The organism is Paraburkholderia sediminicola, from assembly GCF_046026895.1.
In the GTDB taxonomy this organism is placed as follows: Bacteria; Pseudomonadota; Gammaproteobacteria; order Burkholderiales; family Burkholderiaceae; genus Paraburkholderia; species Paraburkholderia sediminicola_C.
Window position 1 is genome coordinate 1 of sequence record NZ_JAQQEU010000100.1, and the last position, 20402, is coordinate 20402.

Genomic DNA, 20402 nt, shown 5'->3' on the forward strand with positions numbered 1-20402 from the left:
ACGAATTGTCAATTTTAGCAACATTCCGCCGTTTTATAGATTAAAGCTGAAGCCGCGCATGCGTACTGAATATTCACTTGTAACACGTGATCTCGTCTCCTAGCATTAACTCCGATGTTGCTGAAACGAAAAAATATAAAAAATAAATCAATCGTCAGGCGAAACCGAGGCGCTCGCGCCGCTGAAGCAACGTGTCTAAGTTGAAACGGCGTGCAGATCCCACTTTGAAAGCGTAATTAAGTCGCCTCGACCGAGATCAGTTAATTCATGAGTTAACCGTAGTGTTTCAACGACCAGGCGATTTGCATCTGATTAGGGGCCCGGTCGAGAACGTAAGGGTGGAACATTTCCGGTTGTCGCCCGGTCGACGATGGCGCATCAATCGATGATCGTGCGCCCGATTGCATCGGAGCAGCGTAACCCCGCGTGAGACCTTCGACGGCGCTTCCATTGATCGCATCGCACACGTCACATGGAATTCTACAGTCCTGTACCCGGAAACGAAGGCGGATCGCGATCGACGGACGCCTATGCCGATCGCGACACTGCCGCATCCTCGTCGGGTCCTCCGTCGCCCTTCACGGCGCCCGCGATCAATCTTCCCAAGGGTGGCGGCGCGATCCGCGGGATCGACGAGAAATTCACCACCAATCCCGCCACCGGCACCGGTGCGATTTCGATCCCGCTTGCGCTGAGCGCCGGACGCAACGCATTCGGTCCGCAGATCGCGCTGACGTACGACTCGGGCAGCGGCAACGGTCATTTCGGCATCGGCTGGTCCCTATCGGCGCCGCGCATCGCAATCCGCACCGACAAAGGGCTGCCTCGCTATCGAAGCGCCGAGGAATCGGACATCTTCGTGCTGTCCGGCGCCGAAGACCTGGTGCCCGAATTGAGCTCCGAAGAGTGCGGCGAAATGCGATTCGTCGAGTGCGAGCGCGAGGGGTATTGCGTCCGGCGATATCGTCCGCGCGTCGAGGGATTGTTCGCGCGGATCGAGCGCTGGACATGCCTGGAGACCGGCATCTCGCATTGGCGCTCGATCTCGCGCGCCAACGTTCTCACGGTCTACGGCTTCGATGCCGACTCGCGCATCGCCGATCCGGATGATCCGGCGCACGTCTTCAGCTGGCTGATCTGCCGTTCCTATGACGATCGCGGTAATGCGATCGTCTACGAGTATCGCGCCGAGGACGATTGCGGCGTCGATACCGGTCGTCCGAGCGAGCGTTCGCGCAGCCGCACGGCCAATCGATACCTGAAGCGGATCCGGTACGGCAATCGCGTGCCGCTGCTGATTGATCCGGCAAAGCCCCGCTGGCGCGCTTCGCACATCGAGCCCAACGACCTCGACGACGCCGGGTGGATGTTCGAGGCGGTGTTCGATTACGGCGAAGATCATCGCACCGACTGCGCGCCGGACGAAAACGGGCGCGTGTTCTGCCGCGCGAGCACGGAGCCGCAATCGGCATGGACGGTGCGCAGGGATTCGTTCTCGAGCTATCGCTCTGGATTCGAGATCCGCACGCATCGCTTGTGCCAGGGCGTGCTGATGTTTCATCGGTTCGAGCGCGAGCTCGGGATCCCGGCCGCACTGGTCCGATCGATGCGCTTCCACTATCGCGAGAAAGCGATCGGCTCGTTCCTCGAGCGGGTGACCGCCTTCGGGCACCGTCTCCTCCACGATGGCCGCTACCTCACGCGATCGCTCGCGCCCGCCGACTTCTTCTACACCGAAAGCCCACTCGAAGACGCGGCGTTCGACGCCTACGCACTGAACGAAGTGCAGCCGGACGGTCTGCAGAACCTGCCCGCCGCGATCGGCGCCGGCGATTACCGATTCGTCGACCTCGACGGTGAAGGCATTGTCGGGATTCTCGCCGAGCAGGATGACACGTGGTTCTACAAGCCTAATCGCGGCGACGGGCAACTGGGCGCGGTGGAGACCGTGTCGCTGCGGCCGTCGACTGCGAACCTCGGATCCGGACAGCAACTGATGGATCTCGCGGGCGACGGGACGCTGGACGTGGTCGAACTCTCGAACGCCGGCGGATTCTACGAGCGTACCGACGACCAGGCGTGGGAAGGATTCAGGCCCTTCGACTCGCTGCCCGTGCAGGACTGGAACGATCCCAATCTTCGCTTCGTCGACCTGACCGGCGATGGCATCGCCGACGTGCTGATCACCGAGGACGACGCGTTCACCTGGCACCGATCGCTGGGCGAGCATGGATTCGCGAAGGGCATTCGCGTCGCGGTGCCGCTCGACGAAGAGCGCGGTCCGCGCGTCATCTTCGGCGACGGCACGCAGTCGGTGTATCTCGCCGACATGACCGGCGACGGACTGTCCGATCTCGTCCGTATCCGCAACGGCGAGATCTGCTATTGGCCCAATCTCGGACACGGCCGCTTCGGCGCAAAGGTCGCGATGGAGAACGCGCCGTGGTTCGACGACGCGGACCTGTTCGATCAGAAGCGCCTCCGGCTGGCCGACACCGACGGCTCGGGCACGACCGATGTCGTCTATTTCGGTCATCGGCAAGTGCAGGTCTACCTGAACGAAACCGGCGACCGCTGGACCGATGTGCGCAAGGTGAGGGCATTCCCACGCATTGACGACCTGGCGTCCGTCACGGTCACCGACTTCCTCGGCCGCGGCACCGCATGCCTTCTCTGGTCGTCATCGCTGCCGGGCGACTTCGGACGTCACATCCGCTACGTCGACCTGATGTGCGGGCTGAAGCCGCACCTGCTTGCGCGCACGGTCAACAACCTCGGCGCGGAAACGCGGATCGGGTACGCATCGTCGACCCGGTTCTATCTCGCCGACAAGGCTGCTGGCGCGCCGTGGATCACGCGGTTGCCATTCCCCGTCCACGTGGTCGATCGTGTCGAGACGCTCGATCATGTGAGCCGCAACCGATTCATCTCGCGCTTCAGCTATCACCACGGCTTCTACGACGGCGAGGAACGCGAGTTCCGCGGCTTCGGGCGCGTCGATCAGCTCGACACCGAGGAGATCGGCACGTTTGAGGACGGCCCGGACTCGCCGCAAAACCTGGATCCGGCGTCGAGCATTCCACCGGTGCTGACGCGCACTTGGTTCCATACCGGAGTGTTCGTCAAGGGCGGCCGTGTCTCACGCCATCTCGCGCGCGAGTACTACCGCGAGTCCGCCGCCGAAACGCTGCTCGATGACACCGTGTTGCCCCCGGAGCTCGAGCCGGAGCAGGCGCGCGAAGCGTGCCGTGCGCTGAAGGGCTCGATGCTCCGGCAGGAGATCTACGCGCTGGACGGCAAGCCGGAGTCCTGCCGGCCGTACTCGGCGACCGAGAGCAACCTCACGGTGCGGCTGATCCAGCCGCGCGGACCCAATCGCCACGCCGTCGTGTACTCGCATCCGCGCGAGCAGTTGAGCCTGGCATACGAGCGCAAGCTGTACGAGGTTGAAGGATGCCTGCACGCGGATCCGCGGGTGTCGCACAACGTGACGCTCGAAGTCGACGCCTACGGAAATGTGCTGAAATCCGTGGCGATCGCTTATCCGCGGCGGCTCGCTGCGGACAGCCGCGACTTCCAGCGGCGTACGCTCGTTACGCTCGCGGAGAACAGGTACACCAACGCCGTCCATGATGCGGATGCCTATCGCACGCCATTGCCGGCGGAGCAGCGGTCGTTCGAGGTGCGCGGCCTGACGCCAGAGAACTGCGATCGTGGCGCGACAAGGCCGTTTCGATTCGGCGAGCTCTCCGTCGAAATCGCGCTGCTCGAGGACGCCTGCTACGACATTCCGTTCGACGACTGGCGCTACGATGGCCGCATCGGCCGGCGGTTGCTCGCGAAATCACGGACGCTGTATCGATCCGACGCCCTCGGCGAGTTGTTGCCACTCGGCCTCCTCGAGTCGATGGCGCTTCCGGGCGAGAGCTATCGGCTCGCGATGCCGCCGCGCTGTCTCGGCGAAAAGCTCGGCGCCGACGTAGCGGCGCTGGCGAGAGAAGGCGGCTATGTCGACCTCGGGCGCGAAGGCGAGTGGTGGGCGCCCTCGGGCCGCGTTTACTATGTGGACGAGTCGGGACCGGATCCTGCGCACGAACTGCGCTACGCGGCGGCTCACTTCTTCACGCCGCGTCGCTATGTTGATCCGTTCGGCAACGCGACGCGCGTGAGGCTCGACGCGCACGACCTCATGCCGGTCGAAACGATCGATGCGGTTGGCAACGTCACGCGGGCCGAGATCGACTACCGCGTGCTGGCGCCGAGGCTGCAGATCGAAGTCAACGGAAACCGGTCCGAAGCGGCGTTCGATGCGCTCGGGCTGGTCGCCGGAACGGCTGTCGCCGGCAAGGACGGCGAGGGCGATTCGCTCGACGGATTCGATCCGGACCTCGATCCGCAGACGTTGCGCGAATTCCTCGACGATCCACGACGCGCGTCGCATCGTGTGCTCGGGCACGCGACTACCCGGGTACTGTATGAGGCCGATCGCTATCGGCATTCGGGAAAGCCGGCGTTCGGCGCGACGATCCTGCGTGAAACGCACGTCAGCGACCTGGCCGAGGGCGAGCGCACGCGCACGCAGGTGCACGTCGCGTTCTCTGACGGCTTCGGCCGCGAGATCCAGAAGAAGCTGCAGGCGGAGCCGGGACCGGTGCGGCCCGGCGGCACAACTGTTGCGCAGCGCTGGATCGGCAGCGGCTGGACGATCTACAACAACAAGGGCAAGCCGGTTCGCAAGTACGAGCCGTTCTTCAGCGCCGTCCCGGAATTCGAGTTCGCCGCGATCCAGGGCGTGAGCCCGATCCTGCTGTACGACCCGCTTGCCCGCGTCGTCGCCACGCTGCGTCCGGACCACACGTTCGAGAAGGTGGTGTTCGATGCGTGGCAGCAGGTCAAGTGGGACGCCAACGACGCCGTTCGACTCAATCCCAAAACCGACCCGGACATCGGCGCGTCCGCATCGCGCCTGCCCGATGAGGATTACCTGCCGACGTGGTACGCGATGCGCGTCGCCGGCACACTCGGCGATGCGGAGAAGAACGCGGCACTGTCCGCCGCTCGCGACGCCGACACGCCGACGGTGATCCATCTCGATCCGCTCGGACGTCCGGTGCTGTCGGTGGTCGACAACGGGCTCGACGACGAACGAAGGCCGCGCAAGTACGCGTCGCTGACCGTCCTGGATATCCAGGGCAACACGCGCGACACGATCGACGCGCTCGGACGCAGCGTGATGCGGTACGACTATGACCTGATCGGGCGGCGGGTGCATCAGTCCAGCATGGAAGCGGGCGAGCGCTGGACGCTGAACGATGCCGAGGGAAAGCCGATCCGGGGCTGGAGCAGCCGTCTCTTTGCGTTCCGCACCGAGTACGACGCGTTGCGTCGACCGGTCCGGCAATACGTCGACGGCGGCGATCAATACGAGCGCAATGCCGGCGCGCATCCATGCAATCTGCTGTACGAGAAGACGATCTATGGCGACAGCGCCGACACCGGGATGACGGAGCATCGCCAGCGCGCGGCCAACCTGCGCGGGCGGGTCTTCCGGCATTTCGACACCTCGGGCGTGACGACCACCGAGCGGTACGACTTCAAGGGCAATCCGGTCGAGACTGCGCGCCAGTTTGCCCGCGAGTATCGGAGCGCACCGGACTGGTCGAAGACGCCGGCGTTCGAATCGGCACGGTTCACCGGGCGCACCGCCTACGATGCGCTGAACCGCGTGGTGACCAACACCGGCCCGGACGGCAGCATCTACCGGCCGGCCTACAACGATGCCGCGATGATCGAGCGGATCGACGTCGCGCTGCGCGCCAGGCATTGCAAGGGATCGCCGCCGTGGACGCCCTTCGTCCGCAACATCGACTACAACGCGCGCGGCCAGCGCATCTGCATCGACTACGGCAACGGTGCGAGTTCCACGTCCGATTACGACCCGTTGACGTTCCGGCTCCGACGGCTTCGAACCACTCGCGTGACCGATCGCGAGCCGCTTGCCAACGCGATATTCGCGGACCCTGCATGCATCCAGGACTTGAGGTATCACTACGATCCCGTCGGCAACATCGCCGAGATTCTCGACCGCGCATTGCAGACGGTCTTCCATGGGAACCAACGGGTCGATGCCACCTGTCGATATGCGTATGACCCGCTCTACCGATTGACTGCGGCGACGGGTCGGGAGCACGTGCTGCAATCGGCGTTCCAATTCGCGCCCGCGGATGGCGACTACCGCGACTATCCGTTCGCCGGCGCCGCTTCATCGGGTGATCTGCAATCGCTCGAGACCTACGCGGAGCGCTACGAATACGATCCGGTGGGGAATATCGTGTGCACCGCCCATCGCTCCGCGCACAACGACTGGACCCGACGCTACGCGTACGATGAAGCGAGCCTTATCGAGCCCGATCGCTGCAGCAATCGGCTGAGCCGCACGCACCTCGGCGCAAAGGCCGGGGCGCCGATCGAAATCTACCTTTACGACGCGAGCGGCAACATCGTCCAGATGCCGCATCTGCCGACGATGCGCTGGGACTTCCTCGACCGGATGACAGCCAGTGCACGACAGGTCGTCGATTGCGGGACGCCGGAGACAACGTATTACGTCTACGACTCGAGCGGCGCGCGCACCCGGAAAGTGACCGAACGCGCCAACGGGTCGCGCAAGAGCGAGCGGCTGTATATCGGAGGGTTCGAGCTCTTTCGCGAATATGCAGCCGACGGCGAAGAGCTCGCGCTGGAGCGCGAGACGCTCCACGTGATGGACGATCCGCAGCGCGTGGCCATCGTCGAAACGCTCACCTTCGACCGCGGCGATCCATTGCTTTCGAGCATGCCGCGGCAGCGCTTCCAGCTCGCCCATCATCTCGGCTCCGCGAGCATCGAGCTCGACGAAGCGGCCGGCCTAATCTCGTACGAGGAGTACTCGCCGTACGGCACGACGGTGTTCCAGACAGGGCGCAACGCGAGCGAGGTCAAGCTGAAGCGCTATCGGTACACGAGCAAGGAGCGCGATGAGGAGAACGGGTTCAACTACCACGGTGCGCGGTATTACGCGCCGTGGCTGGGGAGGTGGATCAGCGTCGATCCGTCGGGCGTTGACGACGGGCCTTGCGTCTACGCATACGTGTCCGGAAATCCGGTGCGCCTCGTCGATCCTTCCGGCTCGGCGGGCGCGCCACCCGGAGCGCTCGGTTACGTCGCACCGTGGTACCAGCAGATCAACCCGCGGCGATTGTTCGGCCAGATCGTCACCGAGGCGGAGCACGTCATCCCGCGCGGGGTCTTGAAGCAACTGCTCTACAACCCGGCGACCAAGGAGTCAGAGTACACCCTTGCGCGGTACCTGAAGGATCCGACGGTCATCGTCGAGCGTGCCACTGCACTGATGAAGACTCATCCGAGCCGTGGGATTGCCGCGGCCGACAACGCACGCACCGCAGCCGCGAAAGCGCTCGTCGCCAGCGGGAAAGGGGTCGACCTGGGGAGGGAAATTGAAGCCGCCGTCGATACCACGAAGGCTGCGATTTCGGGGACGGGATCGATCGTGAGCGAGGGACAGGTCGGCGAGGCAATACTGGGCCAGGTCGGCAATCTGTTCGCCATGCAGCGGCTGGGCGACACGGCGGTGAAGCTCAAGGAATTCGAGGACGCAACGCGGCTTGCGAAGAGCGCGGAAACCCTTGGCACCGGTCTCAAATCCGTCCCGAAAGTCGGCCCGATCGGCACCGGACTCGCCGTTCTCGGCCTCGTGCTGACCGTCGGCGTCTCATCGGCGCAGGCGGCAACGCGGCCCACAGCGACCACTACGCTGGACAAGATCGAGCACACCACCGAGAACGTCCGCAGCGCCGTCGACATCGGCGGAGCGGTGATGTCGCTGCATCCGACAGGCGGATTGATCGTCCTGGGAGCGACTTCGACCACGCTCGTCGCCGAGAAAGGCATCGAGGTCACCGGCGGCGACAAGCGCATCGTCGAGAACGCCCAGGCGGTGGAATCGTTCGCGAAGAGCCACGGTGCAACCGATGACCAGGCACAGATTGCAGGCGCCGTCACCGCCGGCGCATCGGGCATCGCCGAAGGCGTCACGGTGATCGGCGACCTGGCGATGGGCCCAATCGGTTGGGCCCACCTGGGATACCGGGCCTACACCAACCGCAAGTGATGCCATAGCAGAGGACAATGCCATGCCGCCCAATCTTGCCCGCTATCTCAACAAGATCCTGTTCGTCTCGATCCCGGCTCTGTTCGACGACGGCACCGCACGTCCGTACACGCTGATCGGTGCGGAGATGAACGGCCTGTGGTTGCAGTCCGAAGCGCTGACCGATCGCTTGCTGCGGGAAGACGGACGCGATCTCGCCCGGATGAACCCGGCCGTGTTCGTGCCGTTCGCGCAGATCGCCGGCGTGCTCGTCGCGACCAGCGTGCCGTCGCCTGCGGACGAATGCACGCCTCGAACACTGCCCGCGACTGCGACCGCCGCCACGAGCGCGCGGCCGCCATCTAAAGGGGAACCTGCGAAGCTGGCTTCCCCGCCCAAGCCGCCGAAGCGCAAGAGAGGGCACTGACCTGAAACACAGAACACTGAACGCAGTACGCCCGGCGCGACCGGACCTAGGAGAAGCCAGATGTCGAGCCTGATCGTCATTCGAATCGTTCCCCCGCAACCGCTGGACCCGGCGAAGTTCACCGACTACCTGAACCCGGCGGGACTTGGGCCGTTGCAGATCACCGCGTTCGAGTTGTCGTTCAGCGATCCGAGCGTCGGGCGCAACCTGGGCACTGCGAAGTACGTCGCGGCGTCGACCGGCCCCTCTCCCACGGCTCCGCTCGTGATGCCGCCGACCCCGGTGCTCAAGGTGCCAGGCTATGGCGGGTCATCGCCGACGTCGGGCATCATCCAGCACTACGACGTCGATGCCGCAGCTCCGCCGTTGTCCGCCCATTTCCAGCTCGACGCGGCCGCGACGGCGATCATCGAAATCCCGACGGCGGCGAAGATCGAGAACCTGCGACTGGTCGCGCAATGGGGCTCGGGCGCTGGCGCGGCACCGGTGCCGGTGGGGCAGCTCTACTACGACGTCCAATTGAGCGCGGGGCCCGCGCCCGATCTCGAACTATGGGCGCCCTCGAGCCTCGTCCTCGTCCCGCAGGTCGATCCGTGGATGGCGCTGTCGCCGAGCGCGTACCTGCATCTTCCGGCGCCGCCGAGCTCGTCGAAGCCGTTCTCGTTCTCGCTGCCGACCGACGGGACTCCACCGCCGTTCGACGCTCTGCTCTCCGCCGTGCAGACGATCCTCAAGCAGGATCCCGGCGCGTCGCCGGTCGTGGCGACGACTTCCGCCTCGGCGGGCGGCGACACGACGGTCAAGATCCCCGCAACTACGACCGGAATCGCCGCTGGCATGAGCGTTTCCGGTACTGGCATCGCCGCGCACACGACCGTGCGCTCGATCGATGCCGGCGGACTCGTCACGCTGAGCCAGGAAATCGTGCCTCCTGGCGTCGCATCGGGCACGAGCCTCACGTTCGCGCCGAATCTCGGCGCGTTGTCGATCGAGCAGTGTCGCAACATCGCGTACGAAATCGTATGGAGCCAGCAACCGCCGCCGCCACAGCCACCAGACTCTGTCGGCCAGATGTACAGCAATCCGCCGAATGCGGGACCGATGCTGAGCGGAACGACCCCGAACCAGCTCGAAGCCGATCGACAGCAGTTCGAAGCGTCGCTGTTGAGCTATTACACGCTTGCCGACACCGCAGCGGATCGGCTCACCGGGTTTGTCGATTCGCTCTCGATCGCGATCGCCTGCGAGGAGCGTTCGCTAGCGTCCACGCAGGCGATGCTCGATCTGCCCGCCAACTCCGCGGCGGCCGGAGGCGGGCCGGTCAGCGGGCACCAGATCATCCTCACCGGCGTCGACTCGGTCGATCCGCCGTCGAACTTCGGTATTCCGGCGGCCTATTTCTTCGGCCTCGGCGCGTTGCTACCCATGCAGATAGGCGTCGACCAGCGCTTCCAGCTCGCAACCGGCGAGTCGGTCGAGCGGCTGTTGTCGGAACTGACCTCGGCGATCGACGCCGGCACGATCACCGATGCCGAAGCCTTCGTGGCGCTTGCGCCGACGAAGATCAATGCAGCGCAAGCCGCGCGGCGCATCGCTGCGATGAACATCCCGCCGTCGTCGACCGCGCCTCTCGCGCCGCTCGGCACGCGGAGCCTCCAGACACTGGGCAATGCGCTATCGGGCACCAAGCTGTCGTTCGCCGCGACCGGCGGCTTGACCGCCGGAATGCTGGTCAGCGGCATCAACATTCCGCTCAACGCAACCATCGCATCGTTGACGGCGACCGACGTCACGCTCAGCGCGCCGCTACTCGGCGACGTGCCCGCGGGCAGCGCGATCCGCTTTGCCCCGCCGTATTCGGCGGGCATGTCCGCGCTCGTCAAGTCCTGGCTCGCGTTTCCGCCCGATACGTCGGGATCTCTGAGCACGCAGGTCTACCTGGCGTCGGACGACACGGCGAAGTTCTGGCCGGCGGCAAGGAGCGCGCAGCCCGGCGCCTGTCTCGACCTCGTGCTGTCCGCGCTGACCGAAGGCTACATCGTTCCCGCGCCGTTCAACACGGCGCTCGGAAATCTGATCATCACCAACCTTCTGCCCACGGCGACGATCGATGCGCTGGCGGCGGTCACGCGCGCGCAATGGATCGACTTCTTCCAGAAGAATCCGACCTGGCTGCCGCCGGGAACCGGCAACATCCAGGCGCGCATCGAAGCGTTCATCCGGCGCGCGCAGTCGTTCCTGGTCATCGATGCCGGCGGTCCGATCGCTGCGTTCGTTCTCGCCACCAGCTCGCTCACCGGCTCAGGGAGCACGACGCTCCAGTTCGCCGAGAGCCCCCAGATCGTCGTCGGCATGCTCGCGAGCGGAACCGGCATCCCGCCGGGAACGACCGTCGCGGGCGTGGCCACTGCGGGTGGCATCACGACGGTCACGCTGAGCGCGCCGACAACGGCGCCGATCCCGGCCAATTCGAACATCACGTTCAGCATGAACGTGGCGAGCGCCAGCGCGCCGGACCTGCCGCAGCTCGGCGCCCCGACGCAGGATTGGCTGTCGATGTGCCTCGCCGCGTACGGCCCGTTCACGCTCGGCACCGGATTCGATCCGGCGAAGCTGCGCGCTGCCGCGGCGAGCGTCTTCACCGACGATGAACACGCGCAACAATGGGCATTCGATGCGCTGACGACGCTCGACGCGCTGTACCAGGTCATGAAGTCCGTGGCGCCGCCGCCGCCGGGCACGCCGGCGTTCGAGTTCTCTGTCATCGAAGCGCTCTATGCGCGCGGCTTCACGTCCGCGCAAGCGATCACGGTGCTCAGCGGCGATCGCTTCGAGCAAGCGCTGACCGGCACCATCGCGTTCGAGCTCGCTGCGGCAATCTATGCGTCCGCATCGGCGATCGCGCCTCCGTCGCCGGCCACGGGAGCGCCGGGCGGTTTCGTCCCGGTGAATCCCGACGACACGCTGACCAACTGCATCCCGCCGTCGTGCACGTCGCCGCTCGGCCCCATCGCCTATCTGGCCGAGCTGCTGCAGCTGTCCGCGCTCTCGACCTGCGACTCGCCCGTCGCCGAGAGCGTCTACCTGCCGACGAGCAGCGACACGCCCGACGGCGATACGCTGCCGTTCGTAACCACCGCTGGGTTGGTCGCCGGAATGGCGGTCAGCGGATCCGGTATTCCGGACGATACGGTGGTCGCGAGCGTCGCGGCGACATCCGTCACGCTGAGCCAGCCGATGTCCGCCGATGTGCCGGCCAATTCGATCATCGCCTTCGCTCCCGCGGCGCTGCAGACCGTCCTTGGCAAGCGCCGAGGCCCCTTAAGCGACCTCACGGCGAGCTGCGCGAATCTCGAGACGCCGCTGCCGCTGATCGACATCGTCAACGAGAACCTTGAGTACCTGGGCGCCGCGGCTGAGTCAACCCACGGCGTGATCTACGACACTTCGCAGGACAAGCTCGCCGGGCACCTTCTGTGCCGCGAGGATCCATGCCCACGCGACGAATGCGCGCCGTTCTGTCACGAGCCTGCGCGGATCTTCGGAGGGCTGCCGGAATTTTCGACGCCGGCCACGCCGGTCGCCGCCAACAGCAGCGTCGAGCCGGCCGTATTCGACATTCTGCAGAAGGATTTCTCCGCGTGTCGACTGCCGTACTCGCAGGCGCTCGACGTTGCGCGCACGTATCTGCGGCACTTCGGAAGCTGTCGCGTCGAGGAGATGCGCACGTTTCGCAAGTGCATCACCGAGTTCGTGCTCGATCCAGCGAACGAGCCCACGGGGTTTGCGGACCACCTGTGGCGCCTTCCGGTGCGTATCGACATTGCGATCGAATACCTGGGCATCACGCCCGAGGAATATGCGACGCTGTTTCAGGGGACCGAGGTATCGCCGTGCGGCGAGCATCCCAACCCAGTTCCCGATCCGAACGATCCGCACCGTCGGGATGACCCGAACAATCCCGACAATGGGAACAACCCCAACAACCCACCAGCCAATCCGGACGCGCTCGCCATCCGCAACCTCAGGCTCGGCTCACCCATCCGCGGACTCTATGGCTTCGGCGGACGCGACGATAACGACAACTGGATCGACGTCGTCACCGACGTCCCCGAATTCCTCGCCCGAACCTGCCTCGCCTATTGCGATTTCTACGAGCTATGGAAGTCCGGTTTCGTCGAGTTTTCCAACCGCGCGCGACAGGACGGCGCATTTCCGGAATGCGAGCCGTGTTGCTCCGACGGCATGGTCATCCAGTTTCCGGAGCGGCGCGGCGGCCGCGCCGGCACGCTGGCGCGATTGATCGTGTTCATCCGCCTGTGGCGTAAACTGAACGAATCGTGCTGCTTCTGCTATTCGTTCGCGCAGCTCCGCGACATCTGCAACGTGCTGCGTCTGTTCGATGCGAGCGGCGCGATCAATCCCGAGTTCATTCGCCAGCTGGCCGCGTTCCAGATGCTGCGTGACCGGTTCTGCATCGACCTCGTCGACAAATCGGAAAAGCACGCGGCGGCCGCGGTCGACGCCGAGCGTACGCAGTTGCTCGCGCTCTGGGTCGGCCCGTCGGCGACGAAGTGGGGGTGGGCCGTCCGGCAGCTGTGCGAGAAGGTGCTGCATCACGCGAAGATCCATTACCGTTGCGAGCAGCATCGACCCGACATGGTCGAATGGCTGCTGTCGAAGCTCGATGCGCTGTCGAGTCTCGCAGGATTCGATCCGGCATCGGCGACCGACAACTGGCACGGGTTGCCGACGCACACGCTGCGCTTCGCCGAGTTGCTCGCAAAGCTCGCGGCGTCCCGCTTCACGCTCGCCGAAGTGCTGTACCTGTTCACGGTCGACGACCAGCATTGCGGCGCCATCTTTCCGTTGCAGGACGAGTGCGAGGCATCGGAGCTGCCGCTGGCGCTGCCCGCGGACGAGTGCGGCTTCTCGTTGTGGCACTTGCGACACAAGCTGCTTGGCACACCCGCGCCCGAGATGGCGCCGGACGCGGGGTGGCGCGTGTCGGTCGCGGTCGACGGCACGGTTGCGGGCGATGGCTGTGCGCCGTGCGACGAGCCGAGGAAAGCCGTTCGCGTCGAGACCACGATCACCGAGGAATGCGTCGACGACTGGGACTGGTCACGCGTTTCGAAGATCCTGACCGACGAGCTCGGCTTCGCGCTCGACGACGTGCTCGATTTCGGCCGGCACCTGTTCCCGCAGCTCCTGAGGAAATGCGGCTTCGTCGTCGATGTTCCCGCCACGTGTTTCGTCACGGCGCTGCTGGCCGCGAAGACCAATGCAGCGATGTGGAGCGCGAACGCCGATGGGCCGCTCCAGTACGATCCGGCGACCGAAAAGCTCTGGACGCACGTTCCGCTCGCGGACGATTCGCTGATCTCACAGCTGGTCCGTCTCGACGCATTGAATGCGGACGAGCAGGCGGCGGTCCAGGACCTCTACTTCCAGCCGCGCGCGTCGCTGGCGCTGTTCGCCGTGCTGTTCCCCGACTTCGCGCATGCCGAGCGGCACTTGGTCGAAGCGCGCGACGAGTGCGATCGGTGGGACTACTTCCGTCGCCATGTCGCGCAGTGCCACCAGCGCTGCAGGATCATCGCGTGCCACCTGGCCGCTCACATGGCGGCGGTCACGCGGCAGCCGTGTCCCGAAGGCGAATCGGTCGCGATGTTGATCCTGCGCCAGCTTTTCGGCGACGAGAACGCGGCGACGTCGGATTGGGAACGGGACGACGGCACCGAGCCCTTGGTGACGTGGATGCCGCACCCCAACGGCAGCGGCTTCGCCGCGCTGCTCGGTCTCGTGGGCACGGGCCTCGTCACCGAGTACAAGGTCGACGGCGGCGGACTGGTCTGGCGCAACCTCACCGGCGCGCTGGACGGCTTCGGTCCGCTGCACGATCAAGACAACGCTCCGGTTCCCGTCGTGCTGCCTTCGCTGGGGGCGACGATCACGCCGGCGCAGGGCAAGTATGTCAGCGTGCGCAATGGCTTCCTCGTCCGAAACGCCGGCGGCGCGATGCTGGGCGGCGCTCAGGGCTTCGAGGCGAAGTGGTCCGGCGCATTGCTGGTTGACGAGGACGGCGAGTACGAATTCTGGGCAGGGGCGCCGACGCCCCATCATCAAAAGCCCGACTGTGAGGCGGTCGATCGCTTCAAGTGGCGCGTGACGCTGAAGCGGGGCTCGCGCACATGGGTGCTCCTCAGTCATCGATGGGCCGCCGAGGACGAGCGCCTTGCGGCGTGCCGGCACTTGCGGCGCGGCGCATACGAGATCACGGTTGAGTTGATTCGCCCGCCGTTCGAGTTCGCGACGGAGGATCAGGTTCACGCGCTGCACGCCGGACTCGAAGTCAAGTACGCCGGACCGGACAGTTACGGCGAGTGCATCCCGATTCCCCGGCGGCAGCTCTTCTCGATGTGGAAGGACGCACCGCTCGGGCAAGGCATCGCCACGCAGAGCACGAGCGCGACGCTGTTCCTCCAGCGCCTCTACACGAGCACTTTCCGCGACATCCGGCGCACCTACCAGCGTGGATTCAAGGCACTGCTGTTCGCACACCGGTTCGCGCTCGCCGCCGAACGCAATTGCCACGGCGTGTCGGAGCTTGGTTACATGCTCGAGGAGAAGGAGCGTTTCGCCGGCGCCGCGTATTTCCGCTCCGGATCGTCGTTCCTGCGCCACGCGGCAAACTTCGATTTCAACTTCCTGCCGATCCTCGATGACTACCAGCCGCCGGCCGCCGACTCGCGCACCAAGCCGTCGCCGAAGCGCACGCAGGCGATGTTCGACTGGTGGGAACGAACGTTCGATTACGCAGTGGCCCGCGACGACGTGGAGGCTCGCCATCATCGTGAGCTCTGGCACCTGTTTGCCGAGGCACGCGCGACGAATCCGACGGACCCCGTTCCGCTGCTGGCTCATCTGGGCTCGGACCCGCGCATGCACAAGCTCGAGCTTCGCTACTTCCAGGACCAGCTCGCGGCGATCTATGCTGTGTCGAGCGACGACCTGAAGGACGATCGCTGGACGGTCCGCGCATGGCACGCCGATCATTGGCTCGTTGCGCTCGACGCCCATTTCGCCGCCAAGGACAGCACCGTCGCGCGTCCGGACCTGTGGGCCGCGGACGATCCGAGCGTGCTGCTACCCGGAGAAACGCAGACGGGTAACGCGAACCTGTCCGCGTTCCTTTGCGACGGCCTGCTCGGGCACGGCGACCCGCGTCGCTACGACGAGTTGCGCCGTCTCAACGACGGGCTCCGGCAGCGCGGGCGCGACGCACTCGTCGCCTATCTGTGCAACGCCGATCGCGTGGCGCTGCCGTGGATGCCGGGAAAGTTCGCCACGCACGCGCGGGAACTGAGCGAACTGCTGCTCCTCGACGTGGAAGCCGGCGTCTGCGAGCGGGCGACTCGGGTCGAGGAAGCCATTACAGCGGTACAGTGCTTCGTGCGCCGGGCGCGACTGTTGCTCGAGCCGGGCTGGAGCATGACCCGCGAGTTCGCCGAGCTGTGGGACCGCCGGTTCGCAACGCTGGATATCTGGCAGGCGTGCAAGCGTCGCACGCTCTACAAGGAAGACTGGGTCGACTGGGCCGATCTCGCGAAGGCCAAGGGCGTCGAGGCGTTCCGCTTCCTCGAGGACAAATTGCGGAGCGCGAAACTCACGGCCGCCGTGCCGGGCGGGACCGAGTGGTGGCCGGATTCCCGACTGCCGGCACCCGAGCCGCCGCCGCTCCAACGGCCGGAGCCGTCGTCGATCCGCATGCTCGCCAAGGAACGCGAGGGATTGATCGTGCTGGGCACACCGGAGCGCGACGCTCGTCCTTCGTGGCTCGCCGCCGTGCATTCGGAAGTGCGCAGGAACCCGGCGCTGGCCAATGCCGGCTCGAAGCCGCTGCCGCTGTGGATCGAGGCGGCCATCGAGGTGGGCGCCACGTTCGTGCGCATCGCCGCGGCTGGCGTCCCGCCGGCGTCGTCGGCGTTCCAGCCGCACACGCGCAGCGCGACCGAGACGTGCGTGACTTGCTGCAGCGAATGCGGTTGCTCGCATCCGGCGCTCGTCGACGAGTATTTCTTCTGGCTCGTCCCGGCCGAGATCTACGATCCGGCGGTACCCGCGACGCTCAGCGGAGCCGCGGGCAGCGGCAGCACGACCGACTGTCAGAACGGTTTCCAGGACGACTACTACGATCCGGTCCAGCAGCAGTCGGCGGTCTGGAACGACGCCGACAAGGTCCCGCAATTGCTCGATTGGCCGAGTAAGCCCGCGGTGCGCCTCGCATGGTGCCGGATCCACAACGGCGAATTCCAGCAGTCGCGGCGATCGATCGATGCCCTTGCGGTCGACCCGGGTGCCGATGCCGATCTGGTGTTCCTCGGTCGCACCGCCGATTCGCTGGTGTTCTCGGTGACCAACGGCATCGCGCCGCCGGACCGTCTCGATCCGGCGGATCCCGGCTACCGGTTCGACCTCGCACGCGACGATGCGGTGCGGCTACCGCAACTGCTGGTCCCCAAGCCGACTTCGCCCGCGTTTCTCGGGTCGGCCAAGCTTCCCGCATATCCGTGGATGCTGTTCGTCACGCCGGGTGAATCGCTGTTCCCGTTGTCTCCGTTCGCGCCCGCGCTCGCCGTTGCGCAGGCGTTGCGATCGCATTGCCGGTTCGAGGCCGCGCTGGCGTGGTATCGCAGCGCGTTCAACCCATTGGCGTCCGACTGCACCTGGATCGACTGTCACGCGGAGGACCGCGGACGGAACGGCGGGCTCGACGGCAACGACCGCCGTCTGGCGGTGATCCGGAGTCGCGTGCCGAGGGAAGCCTGCTGCGACAGCACCGACATCTCGTGCGATCAGGCGCGCACCCGCTCGGTCCTGCTTCACTACCTGGAAACGCTCGTCGAGTGGGGCGACGCGGTGCGGCGCCATCGACATTCGGCGGAAGCGGAACAGGACGCGCTGACCATCTACGAGTCGGCGGCCAAGATCCTCGGTTGCATGCCGCGCACCGTCGTGCTGCCCGATCCGACGTCAGTACCCAAGGTCTCGGCGTTCGTCCCACAGTTCCCGCCGCTCAACCCGCGACTCATCAACGTCTACGAAGTCGTCCGCGACCGGCTGGAGAGTATTCGCGCCTGCTCCAACGATCGCCGCCTCCGCGATGGCCGGCGAATGATCGAAACCGACTACTTCGGCGATGCGTCGGTCCGCGAAGGATGGCGAAACAGCGTCGTCCCCTGCGACGAGGAGACCGAGTGGTGCTTCCTGCGGAGCCCCTATCGCTTTTCGTTCCTCATCCAGAAGGCACTGGAGTACGCGTCGCGCGCGCAGGAGCTGGGCACTGCGCTCCTCTCGGCGTTCGAGAAAGGAGACGCCGAATTTCTAGCGTCGCTGCATGCCGGCCAGGAGCGCGAGTTGCTGACGCTCGGCCTCGAGAGCCGCAAGGACGCGTGGCGCGACGCCGACTGGCAGATCGAGTCGCTGCAGAAGACCAAGGCAATGAACCAGACCAACCTCCAGTACTACTCGGACCTGAAGGCGCACGGCCTGATCTCCGGGGAGATCGCGTACCAGTCGCTGACGATCGCCTCGACGTTCCTGCGCGGCAGCGGCAACGCGATCGAGGCGATCGCAGGCGCAATGAGCAGTGCCGGCAACTATTTCACCGGCGTCGCGGGCTTCGGCGGCACGCCGCTCATCTACTACCAGCTTCCGATCGGTCAACCGCTTTCCGGCGGCTTCGCCGCGGCCGCGCGAGTCCTGGTGGGACTGTCCGAGATCGCAGGCAGCACGGCGGGGCTCGAGCTGACCGAGAGCGGCTGGGATCGGCGGCTCGCCGAGTGGACGCACCAGATCGACGTGCTCACCATCGAGATCCAGCAGATCGAGCGCCAGATCCTCGGCGCGCAGCGTCGTCGCGACCAGATGCTCAACGACCTGAACATCCAGCAGCGTCAGATCGAGCATTCACGCGAGGTGCAGGATTTCCTCCGCGACAAGTTCACCGCGCACGACCTGTACCTCTACCTGCAGAAGGAAACCGCCGCTCTCCACGGCAGGACATACGAGCTCGCCGTCGCTGCAGCCCGCCAGGCGCAGCATGCATTCAACGTCGAGCGCGGACAGACGGCGAGGCGGTTCGTTCCGGCATGCGACTGGGACTCGCTGCACGAGGGGCTGATGGCGGGTGAGCGCCTCTCGACTGCGCTGCGCCAGATGGAGAAGGCGTATCTCGACGAAAACCTCCGCGAGTACGAGCTCACCAAGCAGATTTCGCTGCGGTTGCATTTCCCCGCCGAATTCCTGCGGCTGCGCACGACCGGGTGCTGCGAGATTGAGATCCCGGAGTGGATGTTCGACATGGATTTCCCGGGCCACTACATGCGCCGCATCAAGAGCGTGTCGCTGACGATTCCCTGTGTTACCGGGCCTTACACCGGCGTCCATTGCCGGCTGACGCTGCTCGGCAGCGCCACCCGTGTCGACCCGCGCCTGTCGACTCCGCCGCACGAGTGCTGCTGCCTGAAGGAGTGCTGCGACGCCTGTGATGACGATGCTCGCCTTGCGAGCGAATACGAGGCGTGTCCTGACGATCCGCGGATCGTCCGTCAGTTCGGCGCGCGCGAGGCAGTCGCGACGTCCAATGGCCAGAACGACTCCGGGCTGTTCACGCTGGACTTCAACGATCCGCGTTACCTGCCCTTCGAATACCGCGGCGCAGTGAGTCGATGGCGCATCGAGCTGGCGGCGTCGAACAATTATTTCGACACGCGCACGCTGACCGACTGCATGATGCGGCTCGGGCTCATGGCGCGCGAAGGCGGCCCGCTGCTGCGGCGAGCGGCGCAGGCGGCTGCCCGCGATCGCCTGCCGGGAGACGGCTGGAGGCTGATCGACGTGCGCCACGAGATGCCCGATGCATGGCAACGGTACCGGGACCTCGCCGGGCGCGACGCCTGCGAGCGTCAAATCGATCTGCGCATCGAGCGCCGGATGTTTCCGTTCGTGCCGGAAGGACGGCAGATCGTGGTCGGCGGCATGGCGATCCTGCTGGGCAAGCCGGAGCACGTGCACCATCATCGATGCGGCTGCACCTGCGATTGCGCCTGCTCGGAGACGCACGAATGCCCATGCCCCGAGCATCGCGACCTTGCGCGCGCGGTCGTCGAGTTTCGCCACGGCGATGTGGTATGCGGCGAAGCAATCCGCTTCGAATGCCTCGCCAACGAAGCTTGGCCGCAGTTCTACTTCGGCACCGTGAAGTCGCCGATCGGACCGATCGGCGACAAGCATCGTGGCACCCACGTCAGGCTGCGGTTCCTGCAGGCTCCGGAAGAGCTGGACCAGCTTTTCCTGCTCTGCCGCTATGCGCGAACCGCTCCGCATTGCTGCTGATGCAGGCGTCCCGATGCCCGTCGATGCAGAGTTCATTGAGTGATCGACCCAATGTTGTCGTTTTTGCGGTTCTCAAGAGCTTGCTTCATGTGCTTCATGCACGCCATTTTGGTGCTAATTGAAGTTTGTGAGATCGCGTTGCCAAGTTGTTTTTGAAATACCCTTCGCATTGGCTTAGCCCCGGAAGGTACCAAGGGAAAATAGGTATCCTGAGGCGACGGACCTTCGCGCGTCGAATCGATTCGCCCAAGTTCGATTTTGAGTATGTGCCGTACGTCGGCATGTTCCAGACGCTGACTTTGGAGCGCGGCGACGGGTTCATTCAGCGCATGGCAAACGGCGGCCAAGACACCGGTACGACGCGGTATTACGCGGAGATGATCCAGCGCTGATCGGGTTGTAGCAGCACACAGGGCCGGAGCCGCT

4 protein-coding genes are annotated in these 20402 nt (G+C 65.4%); 3 read left to right on the top strand and 1 reads right to left on the bottom strand.

Features of this window, described 5'->3' with window-relative positions; genetic code table 11:
• Window positions 1-472 precede the first annotated feature (472 nt).
• Genes PQR02_RS36040 through PQR02_RS36050 form a run of 3 tightly spaced genes read left to right on the top strand, consistent with a single transcriptional unit; the run spans window position 473 to window position 19976 of the window.
• Window positions 473-8170, top strand: a complete 7698-nt coding sequence (locus PQR02_RS36040) for a SpvB/TcaC N-terminal domain-containing protein (protein ID WP_408242655.1) — start codon at window positions 473-475, stop codon at window positions 8168-8170.
• A gap of 22 nt (window positions 8171-8192) precedes the next feature.
• The gene (locus tag PQR02_RS36045) at window positions 8193-8576 is read left to right on the top strand and encodes a hypothetical protein (RefSeq protein ID WP_408242656.1); all 384 of its coding nucleotides are present in this window, start codon (window positions 8193-8195) and stop codon (window positions 8574-8576) included.
• A 60-nt stretch (window positions 8577-8636) separates the two neighbouring features.
• Window positions 8637-19976 (top strand): Tc toxin subunit A-related protein, encoded by an 11340-nt coding sequence (locus PQR02_RS36050; RefSeq protein ID WP_408242657.1) that lies wholly within the window; start codon window positions 8637-8639, stop codon window positions 19974-19976.
• Window positions 19977-20008: 32 nt separating this feature from the next.
• On the opposite strand, the gene PQR02_RS36055 is transcribed toward PQR02_RS36050, so the two are convergent.
• On the bottom strand, window positions 20009-20402 hold a 394-nt coding region (locus PQR02_RS36055), incomplete at its 5' end, for a hypothetical protein (RefSeq protein WP_408242658.1).